Genomic DNA, 25,883 nt, shown 5'->3' with positions numbered 1-25,883 from the left:
CAAACGGCGTACAGGCTGGCTTGTCACCCAGCGAAGCAGCAGGCGCTGCGGGCGGCAGGATACCCATCGGGGCGCCCGCTCACGGGCGTCGAAGGACAAACACCAGGATGGAGCTGCGACACAATGAGACCAGTCAAGAACAGGATTTGCCTCTGGTATGACGGGGATGCCGAGGAGGCGGCACGGTTTTACGCCAGCCTCTTCCCCGACTCCGCCATCGGAGCCGTACACCGGGCCCCGGCCGACTATCCCGCCGGCAAGGAAGGGGATGTGCTGACGGTCGAGTTCAGCGTGATGGGGATCCCCTGCCTCGGCCTCAACGGCGGGCCCGGGGTCCGCCACAACTGGGCGTTCTCGTTTCAGGTGGCCACCCAGGACCAGGCCGAGACGGATCGCTACTGGCACGCCATCATCGACCATGGCGGTCAGGCGAGCGAGTGCGGCTGGTGTCAGGACAAGTGGGGCATCTCCTGGCAGATCACCCCTCAGGTCCTCATCGAGGCGATAAGCGATCCCGACCCCGAGGCAGCGAGACGCGCCTTCGAGGCCATGATGCAGATGGACAAGATTGACATTGCCACCATCGAGGCGGCGCGCCGGGGCGAGTAGCCCGTTCGCACGGGCGCCGCACACAACAAGGCCACCCCTGGGGGTGGCCTTGTGCATATTGGCTGTCAGCTCTTCACGGCGCCACGATTACTTGGCGTAATCCTCGGTGGGTACGCAGGAGCAGAACAGATTGCGATCGCCATAGACGTCGTCGATACGGTTGACCGACGGCCACAGCTTGCTGGCGCGCACCGCGTCGGATGGGAAGACCGCCTCGGCGCGGCTGTAGCCACGGTTCCACTCTGCATCCATCACGTCGTCCTGGGTGTGCGGCGCATGGACCAGGGGGTTGTCGGCAAGGCTCCAGTGACCGTCCTGCACCCGGGCTATCTCGGCGCGGATGGCGGTCATGGCTTCCACGAAGCGATCCAGCTCGCGCTTGGATTCGGATTCGGTCGGCTCGACCATCAGGGTGCCCGCTACCGGGAAGCTCATGGTCGGCGCGTGGAAGCCGTAGTCCATCAGGCGCTTGGCCACGTCCATCTCGCTGATGCCACTGGCTTCTTTGAGCGGGCGGATGTCCAGAATGCACTCGTGGGCCACCCGGCCGTTGCGACCTGTATAGAGCACGGGGAAGGACTCGCCGAGCTTCTTGGCCAGGTAGTTGGCGTTGAGGATGGCGACCTGGGTGGATTTCTTGAGCCCCTCGTCCCCCAGCATGGCGATGTACATCCAGCTGATGGGCAAAATGCTGGCCGAACCGAACGGAGCGGCAGACACGGCGCCGTTGTCACGGCTCTCCTTGTCGGTCTTGACCACGGCGTGACCGGCCACAAACGGTGCCAGGTGTTTCTTCACGCCGATGGGGCCCATGCCCGGACCGCCACCGCCATGAGGAATGGCGAAGGTCTTGTGCAGGTTGAGGTGAGAGACGTCCGCGCCGATAAAGCCTGGTGCCGTCAGCCCGACCTGCGCGTTCATGTTGGCGCCGTCGAGGTACACCTGACCACCATACTGGTGAACGATGTCGCACACCTCCTTGATGGTCTCCTCGTACACCCCGTGGGTGGAGGGGTAGGTCACCATCAGGCAGGAGAGCTGGTCTCCGACCTCGGCGGCCTTGGCGCGCAGGTCGTCCAGATCCACGTTGCCTGCCTTGTCACAGGCGGTGACGATGACCTTGAGGCCCGCCATCTGGGCGGAGGCCGGGTTGGTGCCGTGGGCAGAGGCCGGGATGAGGCACACATCGCGATGCCCCTCGCCGCGGGACTCGTGGTACTTCTTGATGGCGAGCAGGCCCGCGTATTCCCCCTGCGCGCCGGAGTTGGGCTGCATGCAGACCGCATCGTAGCCGGTCACCTTCACCAGCCAGTCTTCCAGATCTGCCAGCAGCAGCTGGTAGCCCTGGGTCTGCTTGAGCGGCGCGAAGGGGTGCAGCTTGCCGAATTCGGGCCAGGTCACCGGGATCATCTCGGCGGTGGCGTTGAGCTTCATGGTGCAGGAGCCGAGCGAGATCATGGCGTAGTTCAGGGCCAGATCTTTCGCTTCGAGACGGTGGATGTAGCGCAGCATCTCGGTCTCGGAGTGGTACTTGTTGAATACCTCGTGAGTCAGCACGGCGTCGGTGCGCAGCAGATCCTGCGGGATCGCCTGATGCGTCTGGGCGGCCTGGTCGAGGGCCTCCACATCGAGGCCGTGACCCGCCCCAAGGAACAGATCGAACAGCTCGGCCACATCGCCTCGGGTGGTGGTTTCAGAGAGGGACACACCGACCGCACCATCGAGATCCGCACGCAGGTTGATGCCGAGCCCTTCGGCCTTGGCAATGAGTGCAGCCTTGTCCGACGTCAGTACAGTGAGGGTATCGAACCAGCTTCCGTGCTTGAGGGCCACGCCCTTGGCGGTAAGGCCGAGCGCCAGGATGGTGGTCAGACGGTGCACGCGGGAGGCGATGGTTTTCAGCCCCACCGGCCCGTGGTAAACGGCGTAGAAGCTCGCCATGTTGGCCAGCAGCACCTGGGCAGTACAGATGTTGGAGTTGGCCTTCTCGCGGCGGATATGCTGCTCGCGGGTCTGCATGGCCATGCGCAGGGCGCTCTTGCCACGGGCATCCTTGGAGACGCCGATGATGCGACCCGGCATGGAGCGCTTGTAGGCGTCGCGGGTGGCGAAGAAGGCGGCGTGGGGGCCACCGTAACCCATGGGCACACCGAAGCGCTGGGCACTGCCGAACACCACGTCGGCACCCAGTTCACCCGGGGATTTGAGCAGCAGCAGGGAGAGCATGTCGGTCCCGACGCAGGCCAGCCCCTTCTGGGCCTGGACGGCGGCAATGAGGGAACGCAGATCGGTCACATTGCCGGTAGTGCCCGGGTACTGGAACATGGCACCGAATACCTCTTCGCTCACGGCCTCGCCCGCAGGGCCGACCACCACATCGAAACCGAAGTGGACCGCGCGCTCCTTGACCACGTCGATCACCTGGGGGTGAACGTCGTCGGCCACGAAGAAGAGGTTGGATTTGGATTTGGCCATGCGCTTGGCCAGCGCCATGGCTTCGGCGGCGGCGGTGGCTTCATCGAGCAGGGAGGCGCTCGCCAGATCCATGCCGGTGAGATCCAGGGTGAGCTGCTGGAAGTTGAGCAGGGCTTCGAGACGGCCCTGGGCCAGCTCGGGCTGATAGGGGGTGTAGGCGGTGTACCAGCCCGGGTTTTCCAGCACGTTGCGCAGGATGACGTGGGGCACGTGGGTGTCATGGTAGCCCATGCCGATGTAGCTCTTGGCGATCTGGTTCTTGGCCGCATAACCCTTTAGCTTGGCCAGGGCCTCCACTTCGGTCATGGGGGCGCCGATACCAAGCGGCCCCGGACGACGGATGGCAGCGGGGACCGTCTGCTCAATCAGATCGTCCAGGCTCTCGGCCCCCACGGTGGCGAGCAGGGCCCGCAGTTCTTCCTCACCCGGGCCGATGTGACGGCGGATGAAATCGGTTTTTTGCTCGAGTTCAAACAGTGACTGGGTCATTTCCCTATTTCCTGGTAATAGGTCCTGGCATGACATACTGACAACCAAGACCTGATGTTCCTGTAGCCGGTCGATACCGGCTCCACTCATGTTCTGTGTCCGCCGCGGGCAGACGGGGAATGCGGCAAGGGCATCCCGAAGGCGCAAAGACTGCGCCCTTCCTGCAACCGCCATGGCCGCATGATGGCAGTCATACAAGAGGGCCCTGCTGTGTTGGCAGGGCCCGGGGGCATTACTCTTCGTCCACCACGTTCTGGTAGCCTTCGGCATCCAGCAGGTTGGCGAGCTCGCCCGCGTCGTCCAGCTTGATGCGGAACAGCCAGCCGGCGCCGTAGGGGTCGGAGTTGACCAGCTCGGGGCTGCCTTCCAGCTCTTCGTTGACAGCCAGGATCTCGCCGCCCACCGGGCTGTAGATGTCGGAGGCGGCCTTGACGGACTCCGCCACGGCGCAATCTTCACCGGCGCTCACCTGCTTGCCCACTTCCGGCAGATCGACGAACACCATGTCCCCCAGCAGATCCTGGGCGTGCTCGGTGATGCCGACCACGGCTTCGCCGTTGGCTTCAACACGGACCCACTCGTGGGAGGTGGCATATTTCAGTTCGCTCGGGATATGGCTCATTTGTGCTTCCTTTATGCTCTTGGATCGCTTCAACAAAAATGGGGCGGGGAAGGTCAACCCTCGCCGCAATCAATGATTACACCAACGGCTGGCCGTTGCGCACGAAGGCCGGCTTGGTGACTTTCACGGTGACCTGCTTCTTGCGGATCTCCACCTGGGCCTGTTCGCCGATATCACGGGGCACCCGCGCCAGGGCAATGCTGTAACCCAGGGTGGGCGAGAAGGAGCCGGAGGTGATCACCCCTTCCCGTGTCTCGCCGCTCTCGCTGGTGAAGGTGACCGGCATGCCGGCACGCAGCACGCCCTTTTCTTCCATCACCAGACCCACCAGCTTGGGCTGGTTGCCGGCGGCCTTCTGGGCTTCCAGGGCGGCGCGGCCGATGAATTGGCGGGAGGCAGGCTCCCAGGCCAGGGTCCAGGCCATGTTGGCGGCAAGCGGAGAGATTGACTCGTCCATGTCCTGACCGTAGAGGTTCATGCCCGCTTCCAGGCGCAGGGTATCACGGGCACCCAGGCCACAAGGGGCCACGCCGTTGTCCAGCAGGGCCTGCCACAGATCGCATGCCTTCTCTTGGGGGACCACGATCTCGTAGCCATCTTCGCCGGTGTAGCCGGTGGTGGCGATGAAGAGATCCCCGGCCTGCACACCGAAGAAGGGCTTCATGCCTTCGACCGCCGCATTCTGCTCGGGGGTGAACACCTTGGCCGCCTTGGCCTTGGCGTGGGGGCCCTGCACCGCGATCATGGCAAGCTCGGGGCGCTCGGTCACGCTCACGGCAAAGTCGATGGCGTGATGGCGGATCCAGGCCAGATCCTTCTCGCGGGTGGCGGAGTTCACCACCAGGCGGTAGAAGGTATCGGTCAGGAAATAGGTGATGAGGTCATCGATGACGCCGCCTTCCGGATTGAGCATGCCGCTGTAGAGGGCCTTGCCGGGTACGGTGAGTTTGGCCACGTCGTTGGCCAGCAGGTGTTGCAGGAAGGCTTTGACCCGCTCGCCGGTCAAATCGACGATGGTCATGTGGGAGACATCGAACATGCCTGCATCGGTGCGCACCACATGGTGCTCTTCCAACTGGGAACCGTAGTTGATGGGCATCTCCCAACCGTGGAAGTCCACCATCTTGGCACCCGCTTCCAGGTGTTTCGGATGCAATACAGTAGTCTGGATCATCGCTGTGTTTCCTTAAGCGTTCGCGACAACACTCGCAATCCGCCCCGGCTCGTCGGGAACTACGGACCACAAGCTCTGTGCTCGTTCCCGCCCGGGCGGGCAGGAGTGATTCCTTGAACGGAGCGGATTATATGACAAGCGTGCCGGGGCACCGCTCAAAAAAAACTAATCCTCACCCGACTCACTGACACCAGACACTAAGGCAAAAACAGTGATAAAAACAGACAAAACCGCATTATTGCGGGATTTAATGTTGATTTTTACCGTTCCGTCACAATTTCCAGAAAAACGTTTCGCTTCTCGCCAACATTAAAGGCTGACACCCCGAAGGGGCATCTAGCCCAGTCAGATTAGTTTTTTTGTTAAAACCCCGGGGTAAGATTAGATTTTTTCACCCTTGGCCAGGGTGGGCAGCTCCCCATCCAGCCCCATGGCGGCCCGGATCATGCCCTGCTTGAGGGGGCCAAGACCGTCGACGGCGCGAAGCCCCACCCCGCGCACCAGCTTCTTGAGGGGGTTGCTGCCCGCAAACAGTCGCTTGAGCCCCTCCATGGCCGCCAGCATGCGCGCCGCCTCGCTCTTGCGCCAGCGCTCGTAGCCCCGCAGGTTGGCGAGCAGGCCGATGTCCGCGCCCTTGCCGTGATGAATGAGGATCTGCTCCGCCAGAGCGGCGGCATCCAGCAAGCCCAGATTCACCCCCTGCCCCGCCAGCGGGTGGATGGTGTGGGCCGCATCCCCCACCAGCACCAGGCGCTCGCGGGCAAAGTCGCGGGCGTAGCGGGCGGTCAGCGGAATGGCGCTGCGAGCCCCCTCCACCTTGCACAGCCCGAGGCGCCCATCAAAGGCGGCGGTGAGCTGGCGGTTGAAGCCGTCGTCATCCAGGGCGCAGAGCGCCTCGGCGCGGGCCGCGGGCACAGACCACACGATGGAGCAGAGGTCGGGCTGCCACAGGGGCAGGAAGGCGAGCGGCCCCTGAGGGGTGAAGATCTGGCGGGCCACCGCCTCATGGGGCTCGGCACAACGCACCGTCGCCACCAGGGCGTGATGACCGTAATCCCAGCTGGTGAGCGGGATATCGGCCTGACGGCGCACCCAGGAGTGGGCGCCATCGGCGGCCACCACCAGCTTGGCCGAGAGGGCCTGGCCATCTTCCAGCAGCAGCAGGGCGCCCGCTGGCCCGCACTGCAGGCTGGTGGCCCGGGCCGGGGTCAGCATCTGGATATTGCTTGCCCCCGCGATGGCGTCCAGCAGCGCAAGCTGGATCACCCGGTTCTCGACGATGTGGCCAAGGGCCCCCTGACGCAGGCTGGCAGCATCGAAATCGATGTGGCCGAAACTGTCCTGCTCCCACACCTGCATCTTCTCATAGGGCTTCAGGCGGCGCGCCACTATGGCGTCCCAGGCGCCGACCCCTTGCAGGATGTGCTGACTCGCGAGGCTCAGGGCACTGACCCTGTTGTCCGGCGTCTCACCGAGCGTTGCATCGGGCAGCCGGCCTTCCACGATGGCCACCTTGATCGCCCGGTTCTTGAGGGCGGCAGCGAGCCCCAGGCCCACCATGCCCCCCCCCACGATCACCACATCCACATCTTGCATCTGCATTCTCTTGTGTCCTTTCCGGGCGAGTCGCCAGGATCTGCGAGGCGACGCCCACAGGCGTGCCTCTTGCTCGAAATCGTCTTTGCCGCCGGGGCGACAGCGCTTATTGGCCGCACACCTCGTTCACGAATCCCAGGGTGCGGGAGGCGAGCGGTGCCTTGAGCCAGGGCACTCTGCCCATCAGGGAGAGCGCCAGATTGCGGCCCACCACCAGGGGAGCGTGATGGTTTGAGAAGAGCTGGGCCAGGGAGGACGTGAGCCAGACGGTCTGGGCCTGATCGTCCCGCCGCGACTGCCAGTAGCCGCTTAGCACCTCAAAGCCGCCGATGTCTTCCCCCGCCGCGAGCGCACGGGCCAGGGTCCGGGTCAGCACGTCCAGATCCCGCATGCCGAGGTTGAACCCCTGACCGGCGATGGGGTGCAGCAGGTGGGCGGCGTTACCCACCAGCACGGTGCGCTGGGCCAGCGGGTAGTCGGCCACCGTCAGCACCAGCGGATAGAGGTGGCGCACGCCGGTGCGCTCGATGCGCCCGAGGCGCCAGCCAAAAGCCTGCTGCAGACGGGCGAGAAAGGCGGCGTCATCCAGTGCAAGCAGCCCCTGTGCCTCGTCCCGCGGCACGCTCCACACCAGGGAGGAGAGGCCGTCCTGCATGGGCAGCAGGGCCAGCGGCCCTCCATCGGTGAAGCGCTCGAAGGCCCGTCCGGCGGGATCCTCGGCGGTCTTGACGGTGGCGATGATGGCGCTCTGGCCATAATCGTGGCGACTGACCGGCATCTTGAAATGCTGGCGCACGAAGGAGTGGCCCCCGTCGGCCGCCACCAGCAGCCGGGTGCGGTAGCGCGCGCCGCCCTCCAGGGCGAGCGTCACTCCCGCCTCGTCGGGGTCGATGGCCTCAAGCCTGGCCGGGCACAACATACGGATCTGCGGGCAGGCGGCGATCGCCTCTTGCAGCACGATACCCGCCGCCGACAGCTCGATCACCTGACCGAGGGCGGGTAGACCATACTCCGCCGCCGACAGCCGGGTCTGGCCACAGTGGCCCCGATCCGACACATGGATATGGGTGATGGGGGAGCAGTGGGGTACCAGGTGCGGCCAGAGGCCGTGACGAGCCAGCGCCTCGCAAGTACCGGCGGAAAGCGCGATGGCACGGGCATCGAAACCGGGATGAGCATTGAGCTCGGGCGCACTCGCCTCCAGCAGCAGGATCTGCAGGGGGGCGCCATCCTGTCCTTTCAGGGCGGCAAGGGAGAGGGCCAGCACGGCACCGCTCATACCACCGCCGACGATAGCCACGTCGACGTGAACCAGATCAGATTGAGACATGAGAAGAGGGCATAGGCGAAAAAACGTGGGCCAATCCTACCACAAAGGTGGCGGACGGGATGCGAAGCCACGGGCAAAAAACCGCTTTGGCGCCATGGGTTAGCAGAGTACCTCCCCTGCTCTCACCCCTTGTAAAACAGAAAGAGCGCCGTGATGCGCTCTTTCATTGACCCGCTGGGCGGGCAGATCAGTGCAGGGTCGGCGGCGTGCTCGGCGCGGCCGGGCGCTTGCCAAACTCCTCGAACGCCATCATGACCCCGAGGCGCACGTGTTCGTAGAGCACCAGGAAGGAGGCTTCGTTCTCTTCATCTTCCTGATCGAACTCGGCAGAGACCTGGGTGATGCTGGCGATGTCCTGAATCATCTCCTGCAGCTCTTCGGATGCCTTGGAGAGCTCCTGTTGGACCACGCCAAAGCCGGCTAGGAAGGCCTGGGACCAGTCCACCAGCGAGTCGATGCGCTCATCGAGCGGCGCCTCGTCGCTTGGCAGCAGCAACTCGACGCCCTTTTGTGCCATCAGGCTCTCGATCACCTCGTGATAGAGGTCGGTCATCACCTGGCGCACCGGTGCCGGCAGACCGAAACCGTCGTTGATCAGATCATTGAAATGGGGCTGCCAGCTTTTGTCGTCCAGGGCCACGCCACCGCACACCAGGCCGCAGATCACGCCATGGGCCTCGACGGCCGTCGCCATGAGGTCGTGCTGTGCCATCAGGTCCGCCACGGCGGCGTATTTCAGGGGGTTTGTTTTGCTCATCTAGGATCCGCTCAAAGTTCAGGCAAATATGCAGAATTTATGGCCGAGATCCTAGCATTCTCCCCCTGCCAGAGCCAGCAAGGCCTTGAAACTTCTGCATCTGCGCTATATAGTCCCGCCCAGTTGTCCACGTGGATAAAGGCGGAAATCAGCCCCGCCGTATTGAGGAAGGCATGAGCATAGAGGCCGTAGAAATCGTCATTCTGGGACGTCCCTACAAGGTGTCCTGTCCCCTGGGACAACAAGATGCCCTGCGCCAGGCCGCCGACCAGCTGACCGACAAGCTCATTGAGCTTCGTCAACGTTCCAAGGTCTCCAGCAACGAACAGCTGGCCGTCATGGCAGCGCTCAATTTCTGTCACGAGCTCTGCCTTGAAAAAGAGAAAAACCACCAATACTCTGAGACCATGGACAAGCGGATCAAGATGCTGCAACGCACCATCGAAGCCGCCTTGATCGAGCACGGACAATACGGTGAATCCAGCGAAGAGGCGCAACAGCCCTAATCGCACCGAGTTTTGAAATTCCCTGGAGTGTTTGTCAGCCGGTTCAAGTCCCCGAGCCGATATTCATACCAAACAGGGGGTCTGCCTTCTGGCTATTGAGCATGCTCGGCCCGACCGAGAAGCCTGCGGCCAGATTAGATCTCCGCCTTGAACCGACGGTTCAAGGGCCCAAACCGGCAACGGCATCTCCGGGGTACCTACCCAAAAAAGCCCGTCATCACGACGGGCTTTTTCTTTGCCTGCGCGGCAACCCCCTTCCACTCGACTGCGGCGTCTCGCCACCCGGCAGGAGGCAGTAAAAAGCCCGCCAACGGGGCGGGCTCTTGGCCGTGTCAGACGGCCATCTGCTCGTGGGGCGCGCCGTGGTGGCGCAGCCACACAAAGCTCAAGGCCACGATCAGCACCATCACCGTCATGATGGCCCCCAGGGTCACCTGCCCCGTCATCGGGAAGCTGGCGGCCAGCAGGGTTACCACGCCAGCCCCCAGATTCTGCATGCCCCCGAGCACGGCTCCCGCGGTGCCCGCCTGACCCGGGAAGGGCTCGATGGCACAGGAGGTGGCGGTCGGATAGAGGATGCCGCTGCCAATGAAGTAGACCGCAGCCCCGCCCACCAGGGAGGCAGCACTCACCATGCCGAGCAACCCGGGTACTAGGATGATGAGCGACCCCAGGGCCAGGAAGGCGATGCCAAGGCGCATCAGCTTGCCCTGGCTCAGGCGAAAACTCAGTCTGGCGGAAAGCCAGGCGCCGAACAGATAACCGGGCAGCGGCAGCACGAACAGTACGCTGACGGTGCGGGCACTCAGCTTGAGCACGTCCCCCAACAACACCCCGGCCGCCGCCTCGAACACCGCGAGGCCGGCAAAGGTGGCCATCAGACAGAGCAGGTTGCCTTGAAAGCGCGGGTTGCCGAGCACATGACGATAGGCGGCGCCCACCCGCAGCGAATGCTGGCGGGCGGATGCTGGCAGCGTCTCCCCAAACCAGGCCAGCAGCGCCAGGGTGGTCAAGGCACCAAAACCGAATAGGAACCAGTAGCCGGCACGCCAGTTGAACAGCTCGGTGAGCCAGCCGCCCAGCACAGGTGCCAGCAGCGGGGAGAAGATGACCCCCATGCTTACCAGGCTGTTGGCACGGTTGAGCTCGGCGCCACTGTAACGGTCGCGCATTACGGTCCGGCTCATGGCGCCCCCTGCCCCGGTGCCCAGCCCCTGGATCAGGCTGCCCGCCAGCAGGGCGGTGAAGCTTGGGATCAGCTGGATGGTGAGGGTGCCGACCAGGAAGATCATCATGCCGATGATGAGCACAGGGCGACGACCGATGCGATCCGACAAGGGGCCATAAACGAACTGGGAGAGGCCGTAGGGAATGAGGTAGCAGGCCATCACCGCCTGCATCTGGCCGGAGGCCACATGGAAGTCCCCCGCCATCATGGGAATGGAGGGCACATAGAGGGTCTGGGTCATCTGACCCACGGCGACCATCAGAATGGTCAGGAAAAACAGGGGATAGAAGCTGTGCCGATACATACTGTCGTCCGAAAAAGATCAAAAAGCCGCCACCCTCCGGGCAGGGATCTGCAGGAGGTGTCTGACAAAGGTCGTTGAAGAGGAACAAGGCGGAGGACCCGCACCCGCCAGCAGCAGGACGCTCTCTGGCTTACGACAATATTAGTGATTCATATCACAAAAAACGAACGAAACTTTATAATCTGCTTACCCAAGTTTTTCTAATGCGACGGGGCCCAAGGCCCCGTCACTGTCATCTCATCATGGGGGAAGGATTCATCCTGTCCCCTCTTTATCCCACTCTTCTCACCTCGGCCGACGCGCCTTCGAACATGGGGGTACCCGCCTCCCCCAGTCTCAGACAACGAGGAGCAACCTTGCCGGCCAGCCCCTCGTCATGGGTCACCAGCAGCAGGGCGCAGCCTATCTCTCCCAGTTCCTCCAGCAGACAGGCGATGGTCTGTTGCTGGCTCAGGGGATCGAGCCGGGACGTGGGCTCATCGGCGAACAGCAGCACGGGGCGCAGCAACAGGGCCCGGATAAGCGACAGCCGCTGCAGCTCCCCTCCCGAGACCTGGTTTGGCAGGCGCGTCAGCAGCCGTTCATCCAGCCCCAACCGGGCCAGATAGTCGACAAGCCGATGGCGAGGCAGCCTGTGCAGACGCAGCACATCATCGAACTGGGTGGCGAGGCGCACTCGGCTGGCAAAGGCCAGCACCGGATCCTGATAGAGCTTCTGCCAGCGGCAGGGGGCTATCCCTTCCCGGCGCAGCACCTCCCCTTGCAGGGGGCGTTGCAGACCCAGCAGCACGTTGCCGAGGGTGCTCTTGCCCGCGCCGCTCGGCGCCATGATGGCCATTCGCTCCCCTTGCGCCAGGGCAAGGTCGAGCCCCGTGAACAGGGGTTGATCCCCATATCCCATGGCAAGCCCCTTCCCGCGGATGAGCCAGTCACCGGTGGGAGGGATGGTCGCCTCGGGCCAGGCGGAGGGCTCCGCCGCCAGCAGGGCCCGGGTATAGGCATGGGATGGCGTGTGCAGCACACGCTCGGCGGGCCCCTGCTCCACGATCTCTCCTCCCTTGACCACCAGCACCCAGCCCCCCAATGCGCGAGCCAGGGAGAGATCATGGGTGATGGTCAGCAGATGGCGTCCACGGGCCAGGTAGCCCAGCAACAAGGCACCCAGCCTGGCTGCGGCCTGGCTGTCGAGCCCCTTGGTGGGCTCGTCGGCCACCAGCAGACGGGCCTCCCCCAGGGTGGCGGCGGCAAAGGCCGCGCGCTGGGCCATGCCTCCCAAGAGCTGGTGTACAAAAGCGCCCTCCCGCCCGGCCAGTCCAAGCCACTCGAGGGCGGCGCGGGCCCGCGATCGGGCCTCCTTACCCCCTGGCAGCCACCCCTCCTCCACCTGGGCAAGCAACCCCATGGTGGGATCCAGCGCCAGCACCGGCTCCTGGGGTAGCATCGCCAGCTCCCTCCCCCAGAGAGTGCGCAGGCGAGGCGTGTCGGCCAGGTTGTGATGGCGGCCACCCGACACCATCTCACCCCGGCCTGTCAGAGGGGCTGGCAACGTCCCCATCAGGGCATGAGCCAACAGGGATTTGCCCGAACCGCTCTCCCCGATCAGGGTCAGGGCGGTGCCGGGATGAATGGTGAAATCCAGCGCCTGCAACAGAGTTTTCTGGCCATCATCGACCTGCAACCCCTTGATTTTAATGGCCGTCATGAGGTGGCTCCTTGTGAAGATGGCATGTCAAGGCCGCGCGTCTGATGAAGCAGCACCAGAGCCAGCAACATCAGCCCCATGACAAGAATGGGGGCCAGTAGCAGACGGGGAGCCTCCTGATAGTGGGGCAGCGCCTCCGTCATCATCAGCCCCAGCTCGGGCGTGGGCGGCTGAATGCCCACTCCGACAAAGCCCAGGGTAGAGAGGGTTAGAATGGCACCCGCTAGGCCGAAGGCCATCATGGTGAGCAACTGGGGGGCGAGCTCGGGCCAGAGATGGCGCCGCACCACATGGGCATGGCCGAATCCCAGCAGACGGGACGCCTCCACCTGGGGCGAGGCGAGCAGCCCCCGGCTGCGGGCACGCACCACCCGGTAATACTCCACCCACTGGGCCATGGCCAACCCGAGATAGAGGATGGCAAAGCCCCCCTGGGCCATGGCGGAGAAGAGCAGCACCAGCAACAGGCCTGGCAGGGCCAGCACGCCGTCGGCCAGACTGCGCAGCAGACCGTCGACCCAGCCGCCGCGCCAGGCCGAGAGCCAGCCCAGCAATGACCCCAGCAGCGCCGCCGTGATGACGCACAGCAGTCCCAGCAGCAGGGAGAGCCGGGTCGCCGCCGCGAGGCGCGCCATCAGGCTGCGCCCCATCTGATCCCGCCCGAGGGGCTCCTGCCAGGAGGGATCAGCCAGAAACTGTGCCAGATCCTGAGCCGCCGGATCGGGCCAGAGCACGGGGCCCAGCAGGGCAAACAACACCACCAGCAGGAGCAGGCCCAGCCCCGTTTTGACAGACAACGACATGATCAGAACTCCTTGGGACCACGGGGGTCAATGGCAAGACAAAGCAGATCGGTGAGGGTATTGAGCAGCACGAAGAGCACCGCCAGCACCAGCACAGTCCCCTGAACCATGGGGATGTCGCGCCAGAAGATGGCGTGCACCAGCGCATGGCCGATCCCGGGCCAGGCAAACAGGCTCTCGACCACCACGACCCCCTCGATGAGCAGCACCAGCTGCACGCTGGTGTAGGCGATGATGCTGACCCCGGTGTTGCGCAGACCGTGGCGCCAGAAAACCCGGGCCGGCGAAAGCCCCTTGGTGAGGGCAAATCGGTAATAACCGGACTGCACCACGGTGAGCACGCTTTCACGCACCACCCGAGAGAGCACGCCGGAGAGCCCCAATCCCAGGGTCAGGGCGGGCAGCAGCAGGTTGCTCCCCTCCCCGTGCCCTGCCGCACTGACCCAGCCCAGCTCCACCGAGAGCATCACCATGAGCACCAGGCCGAGCAAGAAGGGGGGCAACGCACGCATCAGCACGCTCCAGCCCAGGGTCAGGCGATCACACCATCCCCCCGGGCGCAGCGCACTCAGGCTGCCAAGCGGCAGCGCCACCACCAGCGCCAGCACCACGGAGGCGCTCGCGAGCGTCAGGGTGGCGCCCAGGTGATGACCCACGTCGGTGGCGACCGGTGCGCCCGTCACCAGGGAGCTGCCGAGATTCCCTTGCAGCAAGGCCCACAGCCAGTCGCCAAAACGGGCAAGGGCCGAGCCGGCCAGCCCCAGCTCGCTGCGCACCGCGTTGGCCGCCTCGGCGGTGACATAGTCATAGCCATAACGACCCGCCGCGATGCGAAAGGCGATGTCTCCGGGCAGGGACTGCACCATCAGAAAACAGAGTCCGGCCACCAGCAGGGCAACCACCAGCGCCTGCATCAGACGCTGACCCAGTATCACCATGACGCGAGACAAGGGGGTCGCTGTCATCGTGCGCTCCATGTCAACTTGTCCAGGCCATAGCTGCGCTCCTGGGGATCGAGTTCAAACCCCTCCAGCCCCCGACTGACCGCCGCGCTCTGGCGGTACCAGGCGATGGGCAGGAGCGGCAACTCCTGTTGCAGTGTCGTGGCTATCTCCCGGCGAGCCGCGGCGGCGTCTGTGGGCGACAAGGCTTGCGTGGCAAGGCGGGTCAGTGTTTGCGTCATGGCCGGGGAGTGCCAGTTCATCACCCCCCAGTCCGCACCGGCAGGGGCCAAGTCCCCCAGCAAAGTGACCAGGGGATCCGGTACCAGGGCATAATTGCGGGCGTAGAGACCAAGCTGGAGCGAGCCGTCCTGATGGCCCGCCGGGATCTCGCTCGAGTTGCCCACCGCCACCTTGAGATCCACCCCCACCGCCTTCCACTGCGCCTGCAGTGCCGTGGCGAGGAGCGGCAGCTCCGGACGGTCAGGGAAGGTACGCAGGGTCAGGGCGAAGCGCTCTTCCCCCTTGCGCAGCACACCGTCCTCCCCCGGCTGCCAGCCTGCCGCCGCGAAGGCCGCCCGGGCCGCCTTGACGTCATAGGCAAGCGGCGTCAACCCGAGCTGGTGCCACTCCCCCAGAGTGGGAGGAAAGAGCTGGGTTGCCGCCATCTCGGGATCCCGCAACAGGGCGGCTGCCATACCACGACGATCGATGGCGAGACTCAGGGCACGGCGCACCACCGGATCACTCAGACGGGGATCGGCGCCATTGAGCTTGAGCTGGATGGTTCGTGGCAGGGTGACCGAGGCGATGGAGACCCGTGACGCCTGCTGCAAGCGGCGGATGCTGACCGGATCCAGCCCCCAGGCGATGTCGGCCTGACCGCTCTCGGCCATCAGGGTGCGGCTCTCTGCACGCCCCACCGTCAGGTAGCTGACCACCTCGATTGCGGGCCTGACCCCCTGCCAGCCGTCGAAACGCACAGTCTCTATCCGCTGGGGTTGTTGCAGGCGGGTGATGCGGTAGGGGCCAGAGCCTATCACCTGGGTTACCTCCCCCTTGGCATCGTAGGCGGCCTTCGCCAGGATCTGGGTGCTGGGATGGGCCAGCACGGCCGGCAGGGAGGCGAAGGGTTCGCTCAGGGTGACCTTCAAGACGCCATCTCCAGATCCGATGGACGCAATGGGAGTGCTGGTCATCACGCCGGGCTTGCGCCAGGCCTGTTGCAGGGCAAAAGCGGCCTGCTCGGCGCTCACCTCGCTGCCATCGTGAAAACGGGCCCCGGGGCGCAATGTGAATCGCCACTGCAGACCGTCATCGCTACGCGACCACTCACTGGCAAGCCCGGGTTGCAGATTGCCTTTCCCATCGACATCCACCAGGGTCTCCGCCACCTGCATGCGAGTAAAGAAGACCCCGTTGCTGGCGGGGTCGACACTGTGGATCTCCCAAGGCCCCACCATGGCAAGCGGTTTGCCGTCGGCTGCAGTCGTTCCTGCCATCAGAGCCAGGGCGAACCACCCGGCTGCGGTGCATTTTTTTGTCATCCTTTCCATCCAAGCTTCATGTTCATCAACCAAAGAGGCAACGTTATAACATAACAATTGATCAGGAAGAATGACTTTTGATTTTTGATAAATGGCTTATTTGAAAGACAAAAAGCGACTGCGATGCAGATCGTCAAACAACGGGGAGTCAAAGGGGAATAAAAAAGATGGCCCGTCAGGGCCATCATGATGGCGTCAGCGAGTCACCATCTGCTGCGCCCGCTTGACCTGATCCTCGGGGCTCTCATTGCGCGGTGGAATGGTGATGCCCTTCTGGCAGGCGGGCCTGGCTTCCATGCGTGCCATCCAGGCCTGCAAATGCACCAACCCCTCGATGGAGATACCACTCCAGTCGTGGATGCGCACCCAGGGCCAGGTAGCGATGTCGGCGATGCTGTACTCGTCTGCCAGATACTCATGGTGTGCCAGATGGCCGTCGAGCACCTCGAACAGGCGTCGCCCTTCCTTCTGGTAACGCTCGATGGCGGCCGGGATCTTCTCGGGGAAATAGCGATAGAAGACGTTGGCCTGCCCCATCATGGGACCGACGCCTCCCATCTGGAACATCAGCCACTGGATGGCCTGGGAGCGGCGCTTGGGATCCTGCGGCAGCAACTTGCCGGTTTTTTCCGCCAGATAGATAAGGATGGCGCCGGACTCGAACACCGCGAAGTCACCATTGTCCCGATCGATGATGGCCGGGATGCGGCCATTGGGGTTGATGGCCAGGAACTCGGGCTTCTTCTGCTCCATGGTCGCGAAATCAAGGGGAATGACCTTGTAGGGCAGCCCCAGCTCTTCGAGGGCGATCGACACCTTGAACCCGTTGGGCGTGGCGGCAGTGTACAACTCTATCATCTTGGACTCCTTGAACGTTCAGGGGAAAGGATCAGGCCTGGGCGCTGGACCGGGCACTTACCCGGTCATGCCAGTCCTGCAAATGGGGCTGTTCGGGGGTGAGACGCAGGCCGATCACCTTGCCAAAATCAATGGTACAGAGGGCAAGAATGTCGGCGATAGTGAAGCGTTCCCCCGCAATATAGGGCACCTCGGCAAGACGGGCATCGAGCTTGTCAAACCAGATCTGTGCCTGTTGCTTGCACTCCTCCCCCCATTCGGGGAAGACCCGCTCCCGGTCTTTGTAAAAACCGGTGATATGACGAAACGCCATACCGGTCGGCAACCAGAGGTTGAACTCGATGAAGCGACTCCACATCTCTATGGTGGCGCGCTCCAGCGCGGTGCTGCCAAACAGGTTCGGCTCGGGGTGGAGCTCTTCAAAATAGCGGCAGATGGCCAGGGTTTCACTCAGACAGGTTCCGTCATCGAGTTCCAGCACAGGAATGCGCCCGGCCGGGTTCTTGGTCAAAAAGGCGGGCGCCAGGTTTTCCCCCGCCCCCAGATCGACCTGTTGATATTCCATCTCGATCCCCTTCTCCGCCAGAAACATTCTGACCCGACGGGCATTGGGGGCTCGTCTCAGCTCATAAACCTTCATGTCACCTCCGTCGACGAACACACAGTGAGCCGCTGCGCAGGCCATAGCAAAGCGGCACAATATCGGTCAGTTATGACAAATATTGTGCCCCTTGAACAGCCCGCATCGAGGGGGAGATGATTAGCTGCTCAGTACCCCTGGTTGGCGCTGGCGCAGCAAGATAAGACGGGAAAGCAGCGGGAAATAGGATTCAAACTTGCTTTGCAGCACCAGGCTGCAGGCAGGATCCGCCAGTTCGGCCTCATCCAGCAGAATACCGTTGGAGACGAAATAAAAATGCGGATCCCGAACATCCGGCCCCTGTGGAGGATGTTCATACTGTCGATGCACCAACAGGGGAAGCACCGGCAATCCCAGTGTATTGCCTCCTGCAGGCCAGAGCGGAACAGGCCAGGCAGCGCCCTCTTCTTCCAGCAGCAGGATCGCCGCTTCGTCCTTCGACGGTTGCCACTGCTGGGGCTGCGCCACCCGGACCTCGGTGACATACTCGCTCTCTTCGCTGGCGGCACGCAGTGCGGCCAACACACCCATAGTCGTCGGCGACGACGGTTTCTGACTGACTAATGACAGATTCATGGCTCATATCCCTATGCTCACCACAGCCTGTTATCCGGCTGTCGCGATAAGACTAGTTGATTACAGGTCTTTATTGGAGCCGTCAGATCTGTCAGTCACCACCCTGACAGAATGAGGGTATAGCAGTTGCTATTCCCGAATATCTTGGTAAGATGTCGCGTCCTTTTATCCCCCGTTCTTTAACATCCAGTGGTGAACCTATGCATCCGATGCTGAATATCGCCGTGCGCGCTGCGCGCAACGCCGGTCAAGTAGTAGTAAAAGCCTTTTCTCAACCCGAGAACATCGAGGTTATCCAGAAAGGCAGCAATGACTTCGTGACCAACGTTGACCGTGACGCCGAAGCGGCCATCATTCACACCATCAAAAAATCTTACCCGGAACACAGCATCGTTGCTGAAGAGTCTGGCGAGATTGCCGGTACCAATCCGGACTACCAATGGATCATCGACCCACTGGATGGCACGACCAACCTGGTCAAAGGCATTCCGCACTTTGCCGTTTCCATCGCTCTGCGCGTCAAGGGCAAGACCGAACAAGCCGTTGTCTACGATCCCATCCGCGACGAGCTGTTCACTGCCACCCGCGGCAGCGGCGCCCAGCTGAACGGCTACCGCATCCGTGTCGGCAAGGCCAAAGAGCTCTCCGGCACTATCTTGGCCACCGGGTTCCCGTTCAAGCAGAAGCACCACATCGAACCCTACCTGAAGATGTTCCAGAGCATGTTCATCGAGTGTGCAGACATCCGTCGTGCTGGCTCCGCCGCGCTGGATCTCGCCTATGTGGCCGCTGGCCGCGTCGACGGTTTCTGGGAAATCGGCCTGAAACCCTGGGACACCGCCGCCGGTGAGCTGCTGGCCAAAGAAGCCGGCGCCATCGTCACCGACTTCGTCGGTGGTCACAACTACGAAAACTCCGGCAACATCGTGGTGGCCAACCCCCGCGTGCTGAAAGAGATGCTCGGCAAGATCCGTGAAAACCTGCCGGAATCCCTGGCCAAGTAATCCCGGATACCCGTGAAAAAAATGCCAGTCGGTTCGCCGACTGGCATTTTTTATTCCTTACTACAGCGAAAATCCCGCCCCTCTCGATGACTCAACGGGATCAGATAGTGCCGTTGCGTCCCATGTTGATCACCACCCGGCGGTTCTTGGCTCGGCCAGCTTCCGTTTCGTTGGAGGCCACGTGCTGTTTCTCACCGTGCCCTTCCACCGAGATCTTGCCCTCCTCGATGCCGAGATCCACAAACACCTGCTTGATGGCATCCGCTCGCTTCTCGGAGAGCTTCTGGTTTGGCCAGCGGCCGCCATAGCTGTCGCTGTAGGCGTCGATCACCACCACATCGATGCTCTTGTCTGCCTTCACATAGTCACCGATCATCGCCAGCCGCCGCTTGGAGGCCGGTGACAACTGATCGCTGTTCTTGTCATAGGAGAGCACGCTGAAGGCGATGTCGTTGAAGCTGTAGGGCAGCAAGCCACTCAGGCAGTCCATGAACGCCTGGTACTTGACCCTGAAATTGACCGACGAGAGCGATACCCGCACCGGCCTGTCCTGACGATACCAGTCGCGATACTGGAAAGTCGGCATACGCCCTCCTTCCAGCTCGTCCAGCATGGTCCAGGCGGTCTGCCCCGCCACCAGGCCGTCAAACTGCTGATAGAACTGCAACTGGCTGATCTGACGCCCGGCCACCCCGGGACGCCAGCTGGGGGGCATGATCCCGAGGCTCACTGTCTGGGTACGCGCCTGGGGTCGCTGCCCCTTGAGCTCGAAATCCAGATTGATCTTGCGCCCGGCCCGGCTGACAAAGGCCCCGGTTCCCCAGCGGGGAATAGGATGCTCCAGCCTGCACTCCACCTGGGTATCAGAGGTCAGGCGCCAGACGGATTGATCCAGACCGGCGCCAAATTCGGTCACGCCCGCCTGCAACTGCATACTCACTGATATGCTGATCAACCCCAACACCCAAGCATTCAACGGCTTGTCCTCCACACTATCTCGAATTATCTATCGGCAGCGGCAGGACAAGCTTTAGGTCAAAACGCTCAGTGGGGGGAAGAAGGGGCCATCAGCTTGAAGCTGGCGATGCGTCCCGCCAGATCCCGGGCCAGGGCATCCAGTTCGGCACTGTGTTGTTGCAGGGTATGGGAGTGCTGGCGATGGGCCTCATACACGTCACGGATGGTCATCACGTTTTGCTGGATGTCGTCGGTCACGTAACGCTGCTCCTCGGTGGCGGTGGCCACCTGGGCCGTCATGTCGCTCACCTTGCGCACCTCGTTGACGATGTCGGTCAGCTCGCTCCCCGCCCGTTTGGCCTCCGTCACGCTAAGGCCGGCCTGTTCGGTGCCCGTGTGCATGGCAGCCACCGCCTCGTTGGCCCCCTGGCGCAAGCGGCCCAGCATCCGCTCTATGTCATCCGCCGCCTGCTGGGTACGGGAGGCAAGCGCTCTCACCTCGTCGGCCACCACCGCAAAGCCGCGCCCGGATTCACCGGCACGGGCCGCCTCGATGGCGGCATTGAGGGCCAGCAGGTTGGTTCTGTCCGAGATCTGCTTGATGAGGCTCAAGGCCTCCCCCACCGACTCGGTATCCCGATGCAGGCTGTCCACCAGGTGCCGGGTATCCACCAGCGTGCCCGCGACCTGCTGGATGGTGTGGATGGTCTGATCCACCTCCTTGTCACCCTGCTTCGCCCGGCCGATGGCCTGCTGGGTCGCCTGGGAGGTCTGGGTGGCGTTGCGGGCAATCTCCGCGACAGTCGATGCCATCTCGGTGGCGGCAGTCGCCACCAGATCCACCTGCCCGCATCCCCTGACTACGCCGGCATTCACCTCGGCAATGACCTCGGCCGAGCTGGCGGCGCTGCGTATCAGCACGTCACAGGAGTGGCGCACAGCCAGCAGCAAACTCTCCAGGTGCCCGAGGAAATGGTTCAGATCCCGCGCCAGGGCACCCAGCTCATCCCCGGATCGCCAGTCGACCCGCACAGTCAGGTCGTTCTCCTGCACCAGGCGCTTGAAGGTCTGGTGCAGGGCCATGAAGCCCAGATGCAGATCCCGCACCACCCGCCAGCAGACGAAGGTGGTCAGGACGATGCACAGCAACACGCCAGCCGCCCCCCACCAGAAGTCACTGGCACTCCCGACCCGCATCTGTTCAACCCGCTCGAAGAGCTGCTGATAGAGGCTGTCTTCTATCTCCTTGAGCAGGCCTATCTTGTCGGTACTCAAGGCAAACCAGGCCTCCGCATCGACACCAAAACTGCCGCTTGCCGCCTTGTCCAGGGCCAGTTTCTCCATGGCGGCCACCTTGGCCACCACGGGTGAGGCGAGGCTGTCGTTCAGCAACTGACGCTGGGCTGGACTCGCCACCGCCTGGAAACGTTCGAGATAGGTGTTCTGGGCCGCCAGCAGGGAGATGAACTGCTGCAACAGCGCAGGCGTGAAGCTGTCACGGCCAAAGACGTTGCTGAGCGTCGCCCGCTCCAGCCCCGCACGCTCCTTGCTCTGCAGGAAGGCGGCGTAGGCATTGGTCTGCAGGGCGATGGTGGCATCCATGCTGTCGACGCTTATCTTGTCCACTACCGCCAGCAAGGCGGTCACGAGGCGGGTATAGAAGCCGACCTGTTCCGCCACCTCGACCCCCAGGGCGCTGACCCGCTCACGCATGGCGGTGAGTCCCGCCACTCCCTGCTGCACCTCCGTCAGAGCCAGCAAGGCAGGATCCTGATGAAAACGCTGCAACAGGCTGTCCACCACCTTGCGCTGGGCAGGCAGCGCATCGCGAAACTTGTTGCCGCCAGAGCCGAGGAAGCCGGCCGACATGCCGCGCTCCCGTTGCAGCTCATGGGCCAGCTGCGCCGCCTCCTTCACCACCGCCAGCGCGACCAGGGCGCCGCTCATCTCCTGTTCGACCCGATAACGTTCGTAGACGTACCGGCCGGAGAAAAACAGCAGGGCCAACAGCGGCAGACAGACCACCAACATCATCTTGTGTGCCAATCCCAGCTTCTTCATCGTCCTCTCCCTCCATGGTTGACGTCGCCAATTATAAGCACAGGTGTTTCAAAATGGCCCTCTTGCCGTCCCATGGCGGCAGATAAGGGACAAGGGCACGCTTTTTTGCCATAATGCCGCCTCCTTTCACGCCGACCGAGATACCATGACCGACGCCGTTCACACCCTCAAGGGCCGTTTTCGCGGCTTTTACCCCGTCGTCATCGATGTTGAAACCGCCGGATTCAATGCCAAGACCGATGCCCTGCTGGAAATAGCCGCCCACACCCTCAAGATGGATGAGCAGGGCTGGCTCGTCCCTGACCAGATCTTCCATTTTCATGTCCAGCCCTTTGAGGGCGCCAATCTGGAGAAAGCGGCGCTGGAGTTCACCGGCATCGACCCCTTCAACCCGCTGCGGGGCGCGGTGGACGAGAAGGAAGCACTCACCGAGATCTTCAAGGGGGTGCGCAAGGGCATGAAGGAGCAGGATTGTGGTCGCGCCATCATAGTGGCCCACAACGCCACCTTCGACCACGGCTTCGTGATGGCCGCCGCCGAGCGGGCCGGCCTCAAGCGCAATCCGTTCCACCCCTTCGCCACCTTCGACACCGCCGCCCTCTCGGGTCTTGCCCTGGGGCAGACGGTGCTGGCCAAGGCCTGTCAGAGCGCCAATATCCCCTTTGACAACAAAGAGGCCCACTCGGCCCTCTACGACACCGAGCGCACCACAGAGCTCTTCTGCCACATCGTCAATCGCTGGAAGAGCCTGGGAGGCTGGCCTCTGGCCAACCCGGATGAAACGACGGACACCGAAGACGAGGGCTGAACACTCCCAGCCCCTGCCCAGACAGGCTGCCCATGGCAGCCTGTCTGCATGAGGGGACCTGTCTGGGCAACGAAGAAGGGCCATTTTCCCGGTTCCCGTTCACCTCCAGCAGAAGATGCGTCCCTTGGCCGGGATCCGCCGATTTTTTTCTCGACATTTAGCCTGTTTTTCGCAAACTAGCTGGCTTTCACACGACTGACAGCAACACAATCCATAAGGAAATCAAATGAATCCTGTTGTTATCGCGGTGGCGCTGATGCTGGTGCTCAGCCTGCTGCGGATCAATGTGGTGGTCTCCCTCGCCATCGGTGCCATCGTGGGTGGCCTGCTCGGCGGACTCTCCCTCGAGCAGACCCTCAGCACCTTCACCGGCGGCCTGGGCGGCGGTGCAGAAATCGCCCTCTCCTACGCCATGCTGGGGGCTTTCGCGGTAGCCATCTCCCGCTCCGGCATCACGGATCTGCTGGCCCGCAAGGTCATCAACCAGCTCGGCAAGGATGCTAGCAGCACCCGCATTCTCTGGGTCAAGAGCCTGCTGCTCACCTCGGTGCTCGCGGTCTCCGTCTCCTCCCAGAACCTGATCCCGGTGCACATCGCCTTCATTCCCATCCTGATCCCGCCGCTGCTGCATGTCATGGCCCAGATGCAGATCGACCGCCGTCAGGTGGCCTGCGTCATCACCTTCGGCCTGACCGCTACCTACATGCTGCTGCCGGTCGGCTTTGGCGGTATCTTCCTGAACAACATCCTGGCCAAGAATCTCGTCGACAACGGCGTACCGGTGGAATTCAGCCAACTGCCCCTGGCGATGGCCATCCCGGTATTCGGCATGTTCCTCGGCCTGCTCATCGCCGTCTTCTTCAGCTACCGCAAGCCGCGTCAGTATGATCTGGAGCAGATCCTGGCCGCCGAACCCGAGACGGTCGAGCTCAATCTCAACCACATCTGGGTAGCCCTGCTGGCCATCGCCGTGGCACTCGGCCTGCAACTGATGACCAACAGCATCGTGCTGGGGGCGCTCGCAGGCTTCATCATCTTCACCTGCGGTGGCGTCATCAAATTCCGCGAGAGCCAGGATGCCTTCACCCAGGGTGTGCGCATGATGTCCCTCATCGGCTTCATCATGATCTCCGCAGCAGGCTTCGCCGCCGTCATGAAGGAGACCCACGGGGTGGAGAGTCTGGTGCAGTCCGTCTCCAGCATGATGGCAGGTCACAAGGGATTGGCGGCCTTCCTGATGCTGCTGGTGGGCCTGCTTATCACCATGGGGATCGGCTCCTCCTTCTCCACCGTGCCCATCATCGCCACCATCTATGTGCCCCTGTGCATCCACCTCGGCTTCTCGCCCATGGCGACCATCGCCCTGGTGGGCACCGCGGGCGCGCTGGGGGACGCGGGTTCCCCCGCCTCCGACTCGACGCTCGGCCCCACATCGGGCCTCAATGCCGACGGTCAGCACGACCACATCTGGGACAGCGTGGTGCCAACCTTCATCCACTACAACATCCCCCTGGTGATCTTCGGCTGGATTGCCGCCATGGTGCTCTGAGTCCATCCCGAGCAGACAGACAAAAGGCGACCCCGGGGTCGCCTTTCTTGTCTTGCACATGCCTCAGATGGCCGGTTGCAGTCCCCGCCTGCCGGCCAGGGCACAGAGACAGGCCACCAGGGCCAACCCCATGCCGGCTGCTCCCACCCCGAGCCAGTGACCCTGTTGCCAGACCAGCATCCCCAGGCTGGAGCCGAGGGTTCCCCCCAGGAACATGCCGGTCATGAAGAGGGTATTGATGCGCCCCCTGGCTTCAGGTCTCAGACCATAGATGCGCTGCTGATGGGCGATGAGTGCGCTCTGCACTCCGAGATCCAGCAAGATGACCCCGCACGCCAGCCCGGCCAGAGAGAGCCACAGCTCGAAGCAGATCCAGGCAAGCACCACCAGCACAGCACCGGCCAATACCACTGGTCTGGCCCCCAACCGATCCGCCATCCGGCCTGCCAGAGGGGCCGCCACCACCCCAGCCACCCCGATGACGCCGAAGAGACCCACCATGTCGGCCCCCAACCCATAGGCAGGTTCGGCCAGGTAGAACGCCAGCACGGTCCAGAAGGCGCTGAAGGAGGCAAACAGCAAGGCCTGGGTCAGGGTCGCGCGGCGCAAGGCGGGCTCCTCGCGCCACAGACCGACCAGAGAGTGAAGCAGACGGCCATAACCGAGGGGAGAGCGCGGCAATCCGGACGGTATCATCCTGGCCATCAGCAGGGCCCCCGACAGGGCCAGGGGAATGGCCAGCCAGAACATGGCGCGCCAACTGCCATAGGCGGTGACCAGGCCGGCGACGGTGCGGCTGAGCAGTATCCCGGCCAGCAGGCCGCTCATCACGCTGCCGACCACGGCACCACGGCGGGCGGGATCTGCCAGGGTCGCCGCCACCGGAACTATCTGCTGGGCAGCCGTGGCCCCGATGCCGAGCAGGACGGAGGCCAGCATCAAGGTGGTGGCACTCGTGGCCGTGGCCGCCAGCAGGGAAGCCAGCGCGATCAGTGCAAACTGCCCCGGAATGAGCCAGCGGCGCTCGACCACATCGCCAAGCGGCACCAGCAAAAGCAGACCCATGGCATAGCCAAGCTGGGTCAGCATGGCGATCAATGGCATGCCCGAGTGCCCGGGAAAGTCCTGCGCCATCACCGCCAGCATGGGCTGGTTGTAGTAGATGTTGGCAACTGCCAGGCCGCATGACAGGGCCATGGCGAAGAGCAGGGAGGGGCCGGGGGTTGCGGCCCCTCCGGCAGAAGGCGATGTACTCATGATCTTCTCCTCGTGGTAGAAGGGCTCCCGCCAGGATACGGGCCCCATGCGCACAGCCTACCCGGGGAGCGTCGCCACCAGTAGAGCGGT

General features: G+C 63.2%; 22 protein-coding genes and 1 other RNA gene. 6 read left to right on the top strand and 17 right to left on the bottom strand.

The genetic code is table 11. The annotated features are described in order from the left end of the window. The first annotated feature begins 123 nt into the window (after positions 1–123). Positions 124–609: a VOC family protein gene (locus tag I6L36_RS21565; protein WP_109113219.1), complete on the top strand. Its 486-nt coding sequence runs from the start codon at positions 124–126 to the stop codon at positions 607–609. Between the two features lie 87 nt (positions 610–696). Here the strand turns inward: I6L36_RS21565 and gcvP are convergent, their stop codons facing one another. From gcvP to I6L36_RS21535, 6 genes are all read right to left on the bottom strand, one after another. After that, on the bottom strand, positions 697–3,573 hold the full coding sequence (gene gcvP / locus I6L36_RS21560) for an aminomethyl-transferring glycine dehydrogenase (protein ID WP_109112846.1): 2,877 nt from the start codon (positions 3,571–3,573) through the stop codon (positions 697–699). Positions 3,574–3,805: 232 nt separating this feature from the next. After that, the gene (gene gcvH / locus I6L36_RS21555) at positions 3,806–4,195 is read right to left on the bottom strand and encodes a glycine cleavage system protein GcvH (protein WP_109112845.1); all 390 of its coding nucleotides are present in this window, start codon (positions 4,193–4,195) and stop codon (positions 3,806–3,808) included. 76 nt (positions 4,196–4,271) lie between these two features. Further along, entirely contained in the window at positions 4,272–5,369 is a 1,098-nt protein-coding gene (gcvT, locus tag I6L36_RS21550) for a glycine cleavage system aminomethyltransferase GcvT (protein ID WP_010675082.1), read from the bottom strand. Between the two features lie 381 nt (positions 5,370–5,750). After that, a complete protein-coding gene (locus tag I6L36_RS21545) occupies positions 5,751–6,971 on the bottom strand; it encodes an FAD-dependent 2-octaprenylphenol hydroxylase (RefSeq protein WP_162540620.1) in 1,221 nt (406 codons plus the stop codon). 100 nt (positions 6,972–7,071) lie between these two features. Then, positions 7,072–8,295, bottom strand: coding sequence for a 2-octaprenyl-6-methoxyphenyl hydroxylase (gene ubiH / locus I6L36_RS21540; protein ID WP_052816375.1), 1,224 nt, complete (start codon positions 8,293–8,295; stop codon positions 7,072–7,074). A 187-nt stretch (positions 8,296–8,482) separates the two neighbouring features. Continuing rightward, positions 8,483–9,052, bottom strand: coding sequence for a UPF0149 family protein (locus tag I6L36_RS21535; RefSeq protein ID WP_042864005.1), 570 nt, complete (start codon positions 9,050–9,052; stop codon positions 8,483–8,485). 173 nt (positions 9,053–9,225) lie between these two features. On the opposite strand from I6L36_RS21535, the gene zapA reads away from it, so the two are divergent. Together zapA and ssrS are read left to right on the top strand one after the other, a co-directional pair. After that, the gene (gene zapA, locus I6L36_RS21530; protein ID WP_010675086.1) at positions 9,226–9,558 is read left to right on the top strand and encodes a cell division protein ZapA; all 333 of its coding nucleotides are present in this window, start codon (positions 9,226–9,228) and stop codon (positions 9,556–9,558) included. Positions 9,559–9,574: 16 nt separating this feature from the next. After that, positions 9,575–9,757, top strand: a non-coding RNA gene (gene ssrS / locus I6L36_RS21525) — 6S RNA. A 133-nt stretch (positions 9,758–9,890) separates the two neighbouring features. On the opposite strand, the gene emrD is transcribed toward ssrS, so the two are convergent. The 8 genes from emrD to I6L36_RS21485 form a co-directional block, all read right to left on the bottom strand. Next, a complete protein-coding gene (emrD, locus tag I6L36_RS21520; protein ID WP_109112651.1) occupies positions 9,891–11,090 on the bottom strand; it encodes a multidrug efflux MFS transporter EmrD in 1,200 nt (399 codons plus the stop codon). Between the two features lie 271 nt (positions 11,091–11,361). Next, entirely contained in the window at positions 11,362–12,792 is a 1,431-nt protein-coding gene (locus I6L36_RS21515; protein WP_216986916.1) for an ABC transporter ATP-binding protein, read from the bottom strand. Next, on the bottom strand, positions 12,789–13,595 hold the full coding sequence (locus tag I6L36_RS21510) for an ABC transporter permease (protein WP_010675089.1): 807 nt from the start codon (positions 13,593–13,595) through the stop codon (positions 12,789–12,791). The genes I6L36_RS21515 and I6L36_RS21510 overlap by 4 nt, the downstream gene beginning before the upstream one ends. A 2-nt stretch (positions 13,596–13,597) precedes the next feature. Next, a complete protein-coding gene (locus tag I6L36_RS21505) occupies positions 13,598–14,560 on the bottom strand; it encodes an ABC transporter permease (protein WP_052816372.1) in 963 nt (320 codons plus the stop codon). Next, complete coding sequence (locus I6L36_RS21500) at positions 14,557–16,083, bottom strand: ABC transporter substrate-binding protein (RefSeq protein ID WP_052816371.1); 1,527 nt, start codon at positions 16,081–16,083, stop codon at positions 14,557–14,559. The genes I6L36_RS21505 and I6L36_RS21500 overlap by 4 nt, the downstream gene beginning before the upstream one ends. Before the next feature lie 195 nt (positions 16,084–16,278). Next, complete coding sequence (locus I6L36_RS21495) at positions 16,279–16,941, bottom strand: glutathione S-transferase family protein (protein ID WP_052816370.1); 663 nt, start codon at positions 16,939–16,941, stop codon at positions 16,279–16,281. 31 nt (positions 16,942–16,972) lie between these two features. After that, positions 16,973–17,581, bottom strand: coding sequence for a glutathione S-transferase family protein (locus I6L36_RS21490; RefSeq protein ID WP_109112649.1), 609 nt, complete (start codon positions 17,579–17,581; stop codon positions 16,973–16,975). 120 nt (positions 17,582–17,701) lie between these two features. Further along, positions 17,702–18,157 carry a hypothetical protein gene (locus I6L36_RS21485; RefSeq protein WP_109112648.1) on the bottom strand — a complete coding sequence of 152 codons (456 nt, stop codon included), beginning with the start codon at positions 18,155–18,157 and terminating at the stop codon, positions 17,702–17,704. A 200-nt stretch (positions 18,158–18,357) separates the two neighbouring features. Between I6L36_RS21485 and suhB the strand changes: the two genes are divergently transcribed. Then, the gene (gene suhB, locus I6L36_RS21480; protein ID WP_039038754.1) at positions 18,358–19,161 is read left to right on the top strand and encodes an inositol-1-monophosphatase; all 804 of its coding nucleotides are present in this window, start codon (positions 18,358–18,360) and stop codon (positions 19,159–19,161) included. A gap of 100 nt (positions 19,162–19,261) precedes the next feature. Here the strand turns inward: suhB and I6L36_RS21475 are convergent, their stop codons facing one another. Both I6L36_RS21475 and I6L36_RS21470 read right to left on the bottom strand, forming a co-directional pair. Continuing rightward, positions 19,262–20,137, bottom strand: a complete 876-nt coding sequence (locus tag I6L36_RS21475; RefSeq protein WP_039038755.1) for an OmpA family protein — start codon at positions 20,135–20,137, stop codon at positions 19,262–19,264. Positions 20,138–20,205: 68 nt separating this feature from the next. Next, positions 20,206–22,179, bottom strand: coding sequence for a methyl-accepting chemotaxis protein (locus I6L36_RS21470; RefSeq protein ID WP_162540591.1), 1,974 nt, complete (start codon positions 22,177–22,179; stop codon positions 20,206–20,208). A 145-nt stretch (positions 22,180–22,324) separates the two neighbouring features. Here I6L36_RS21470 and rnt point away from each other — a divergent pair, with 145 nt between their 5' ends. Both rnt and I6L36_RS21460 read left to right on the top strand, forming a co-directional pair. Further along, positions 22,325–22,987, top strand: a complete 663-nt coding sequence (gene rnt, locus I6L36_RS21465) for a ribonuclease T (protein ID WP_010675098.1) — start codon at positions 22,325–22,327, stop codon at positions 22,985–22,987. Positions 22,988–23,213: 226 nt separating this feature from the next. Next, positions 23,214–24,536, top strand: a complete 1,323-nt coding sequence (locus tag I6L36_RS21460; RefSeq protein ID WP_103858439.1) for a Na+/H+ antiporter family protein — start codon at positions 23,214–23,216, stop codon at positions 24,534–24,536. Positions 24,537–24,599: 63 nt separating this feature from the next. Here I6L36_RS21460 and I6L36_RS21455 read toward each other — a convergent pair whose 3' ends face one another. Next, entirely contained in the window at positions 24,600–25,793 is a 1,194-nt protein-coding gene (locus I6L36_RS21455; RefSeq protein WP_103858451.1) for an MFS transporter, read from the bottom strand. Positions 25,794–25,883 lie beyond the last annotated feature (90 nt).

Source organism: Aeromonas sp. FDAARGOS 1406 (assembly GCF_019048565.1).
Classification (GTDB): Bacteria; Pseudomonadota; Gammaproteobacteria; order Enterobacterales; family Aeromonadaceae; genus Aeromonas; species Aeromonas caviae.
This window is presented reverse-complemented; position numbering and strand designations above follow the sequence as displayed.

Excerpts from the sequence above, each read along its gene's own strand:
- I6L36_RS21490 (WP_109112649.1), bottom strand. The coding sequence starts at position 17,581 with ATGAAGGTTTATGAGCTGAGACGAGCCCCCAATGCCCGTCGGGTCAGA.
- I6L36_RS21470 (WP_162540591.1), bottom strand. The coding sequence starts at position 22,179 with ATGAAGAAGCTGGGATTGGCACACAAGATGATGTTGGTGGTCTGTCTG.
- I6L36_RS21565 (WP_109113219.1), top strand. The coding sequence starts at position 124 with ATGAGACCAGTCAAGAACAGGATTTGCCTCTGGTATGACGGGGATGCC.
- suhB (WP_039038754.1), top strand. The coding sequence starts at position 18,358 with ATGCATCCGATGCTGAATATCGCCGTGCGCGCTGCGCGCAACGCCGGT.
- I6L36_RS21460 (WP_103858439.1), top strand. The coding sequence starts at position 23,214 with ATGAATCCTGTTGTTATCGCGGTGGCGCTGATGCTGGTGCTCAGCCTG.
- gcvT (WP_010675082.1), bottom strand. The coding sequence starts at position 5,369 with ATGATCCAGACTACTGTATTGCATCCGAAACACCTGGAAGCGGGTGCC.
- rnt (WP_010675098.1), top strand. The coding sequence starts at position 22,325 with ATGACCGACGCCGTTCACACCCTCAAGGGCCGTTTTCGCGGCTTTTAC.
- I6L36_RS21495 (WP_052816370.1), bottom strand. The coding sequence starts at position 16,941 with ATGATAGAGTTGTACACTGCCGCCACGCCCAACGGGTTCAAGGTGTCG.
- I6L36_RS21500 (WP_052816371.1), bottom strand. The coding sequence starts at position 16,083 with ATGACAAAAAAATGCACCGCAGCCGGGTGGTTCGCCCTGGCTCTGATG.
- ubiH (WP_052816375.1), bottom strand. The coding sequence starts at position 8,295 with ATGTCTCAATCTGATCTGGTTCACGTCGACGTGGCTATCGTCGGCGGT.
- gcvH (WP_109112845.1), bottom strand. The coding sequence starts at position 4,195 with ATGAGCCATATCCCGAGCGAACTGAAATATGCCACCTCCCACGAGTGG.
- I6L36_RS21485 (WP_109112648.1), bottom strand. The coding sequence starts at position 18,157 with ATGAATCTGTCATTAGTCAGTCAGAAACCGTCGTCGCCGACGACTATG.
- I6L36_RS21515 (WP_216986916.1), bottom strand. The coding sequence starts at position 12,792 with ATGACGGCCATTAAAATCAAGGGGTTGCAGGTCGATGATGGCCAGAAA.
- zapA (WP_010675086.1), top strand. The coding sequence starts at position 9,226 with ATGAGCATAGAGGCCGTAGAAATCGTCATTCTGGGACGTCCCTACAAG.
- I6L36_RS21535 (WP_042864005.1), bottom strand. The coding sequence starts at position 9,052 with ATGAGCAAAACAAACCCCCTGAAATACGCCGCCGTGGCGGACCTGATG.
- emrD (WP_109112651.1), bottom strand. The coding sequence starts at position 11,090 with ATGTATCGGCACAGCTTCTATCCCCTGTTTTTCCTGACCATTCTGATG.
- gcvP (WP_109112846.1), bottom strand. The coding sequence starts at position 3,573 with ATGACCCAGTCACTGTTTGAACTCGAGCAAAAAACCGATTTCATCCGC.
- I6L36_RS21510 (WP_010675089.1), bottom strand. The coding sequence starts at position 13,595 with ATGTCGTTGTCTGTCAAAACGGGGCTGGGCCTGCTCCTGCTGGTGGTG.
- I6L36_RS21455 (WP_103858451.1), bottom strand. The coding sequence starts at position 25,793 with ATGAGTACATCGCCTTCTGCCGGAGGGGCCGCAACCCCCGGCCCCTCC.
- I6L36_RS21545 (WP_162540620.1), bottom strand. The coding sequence starts at position 6,971 with ATGCAGATGCAAGATGTGGATGTGGTGATCGTGGGGGGGGGCATGGTG.
- I6L36_RS21505 (WP_052816372.1), bottom strand. The coding sequence starts at position 14,560 with ATGACAGCGACCCCCTTGTCTCGCGTCATGGTGATACTGGGTCAGCGT.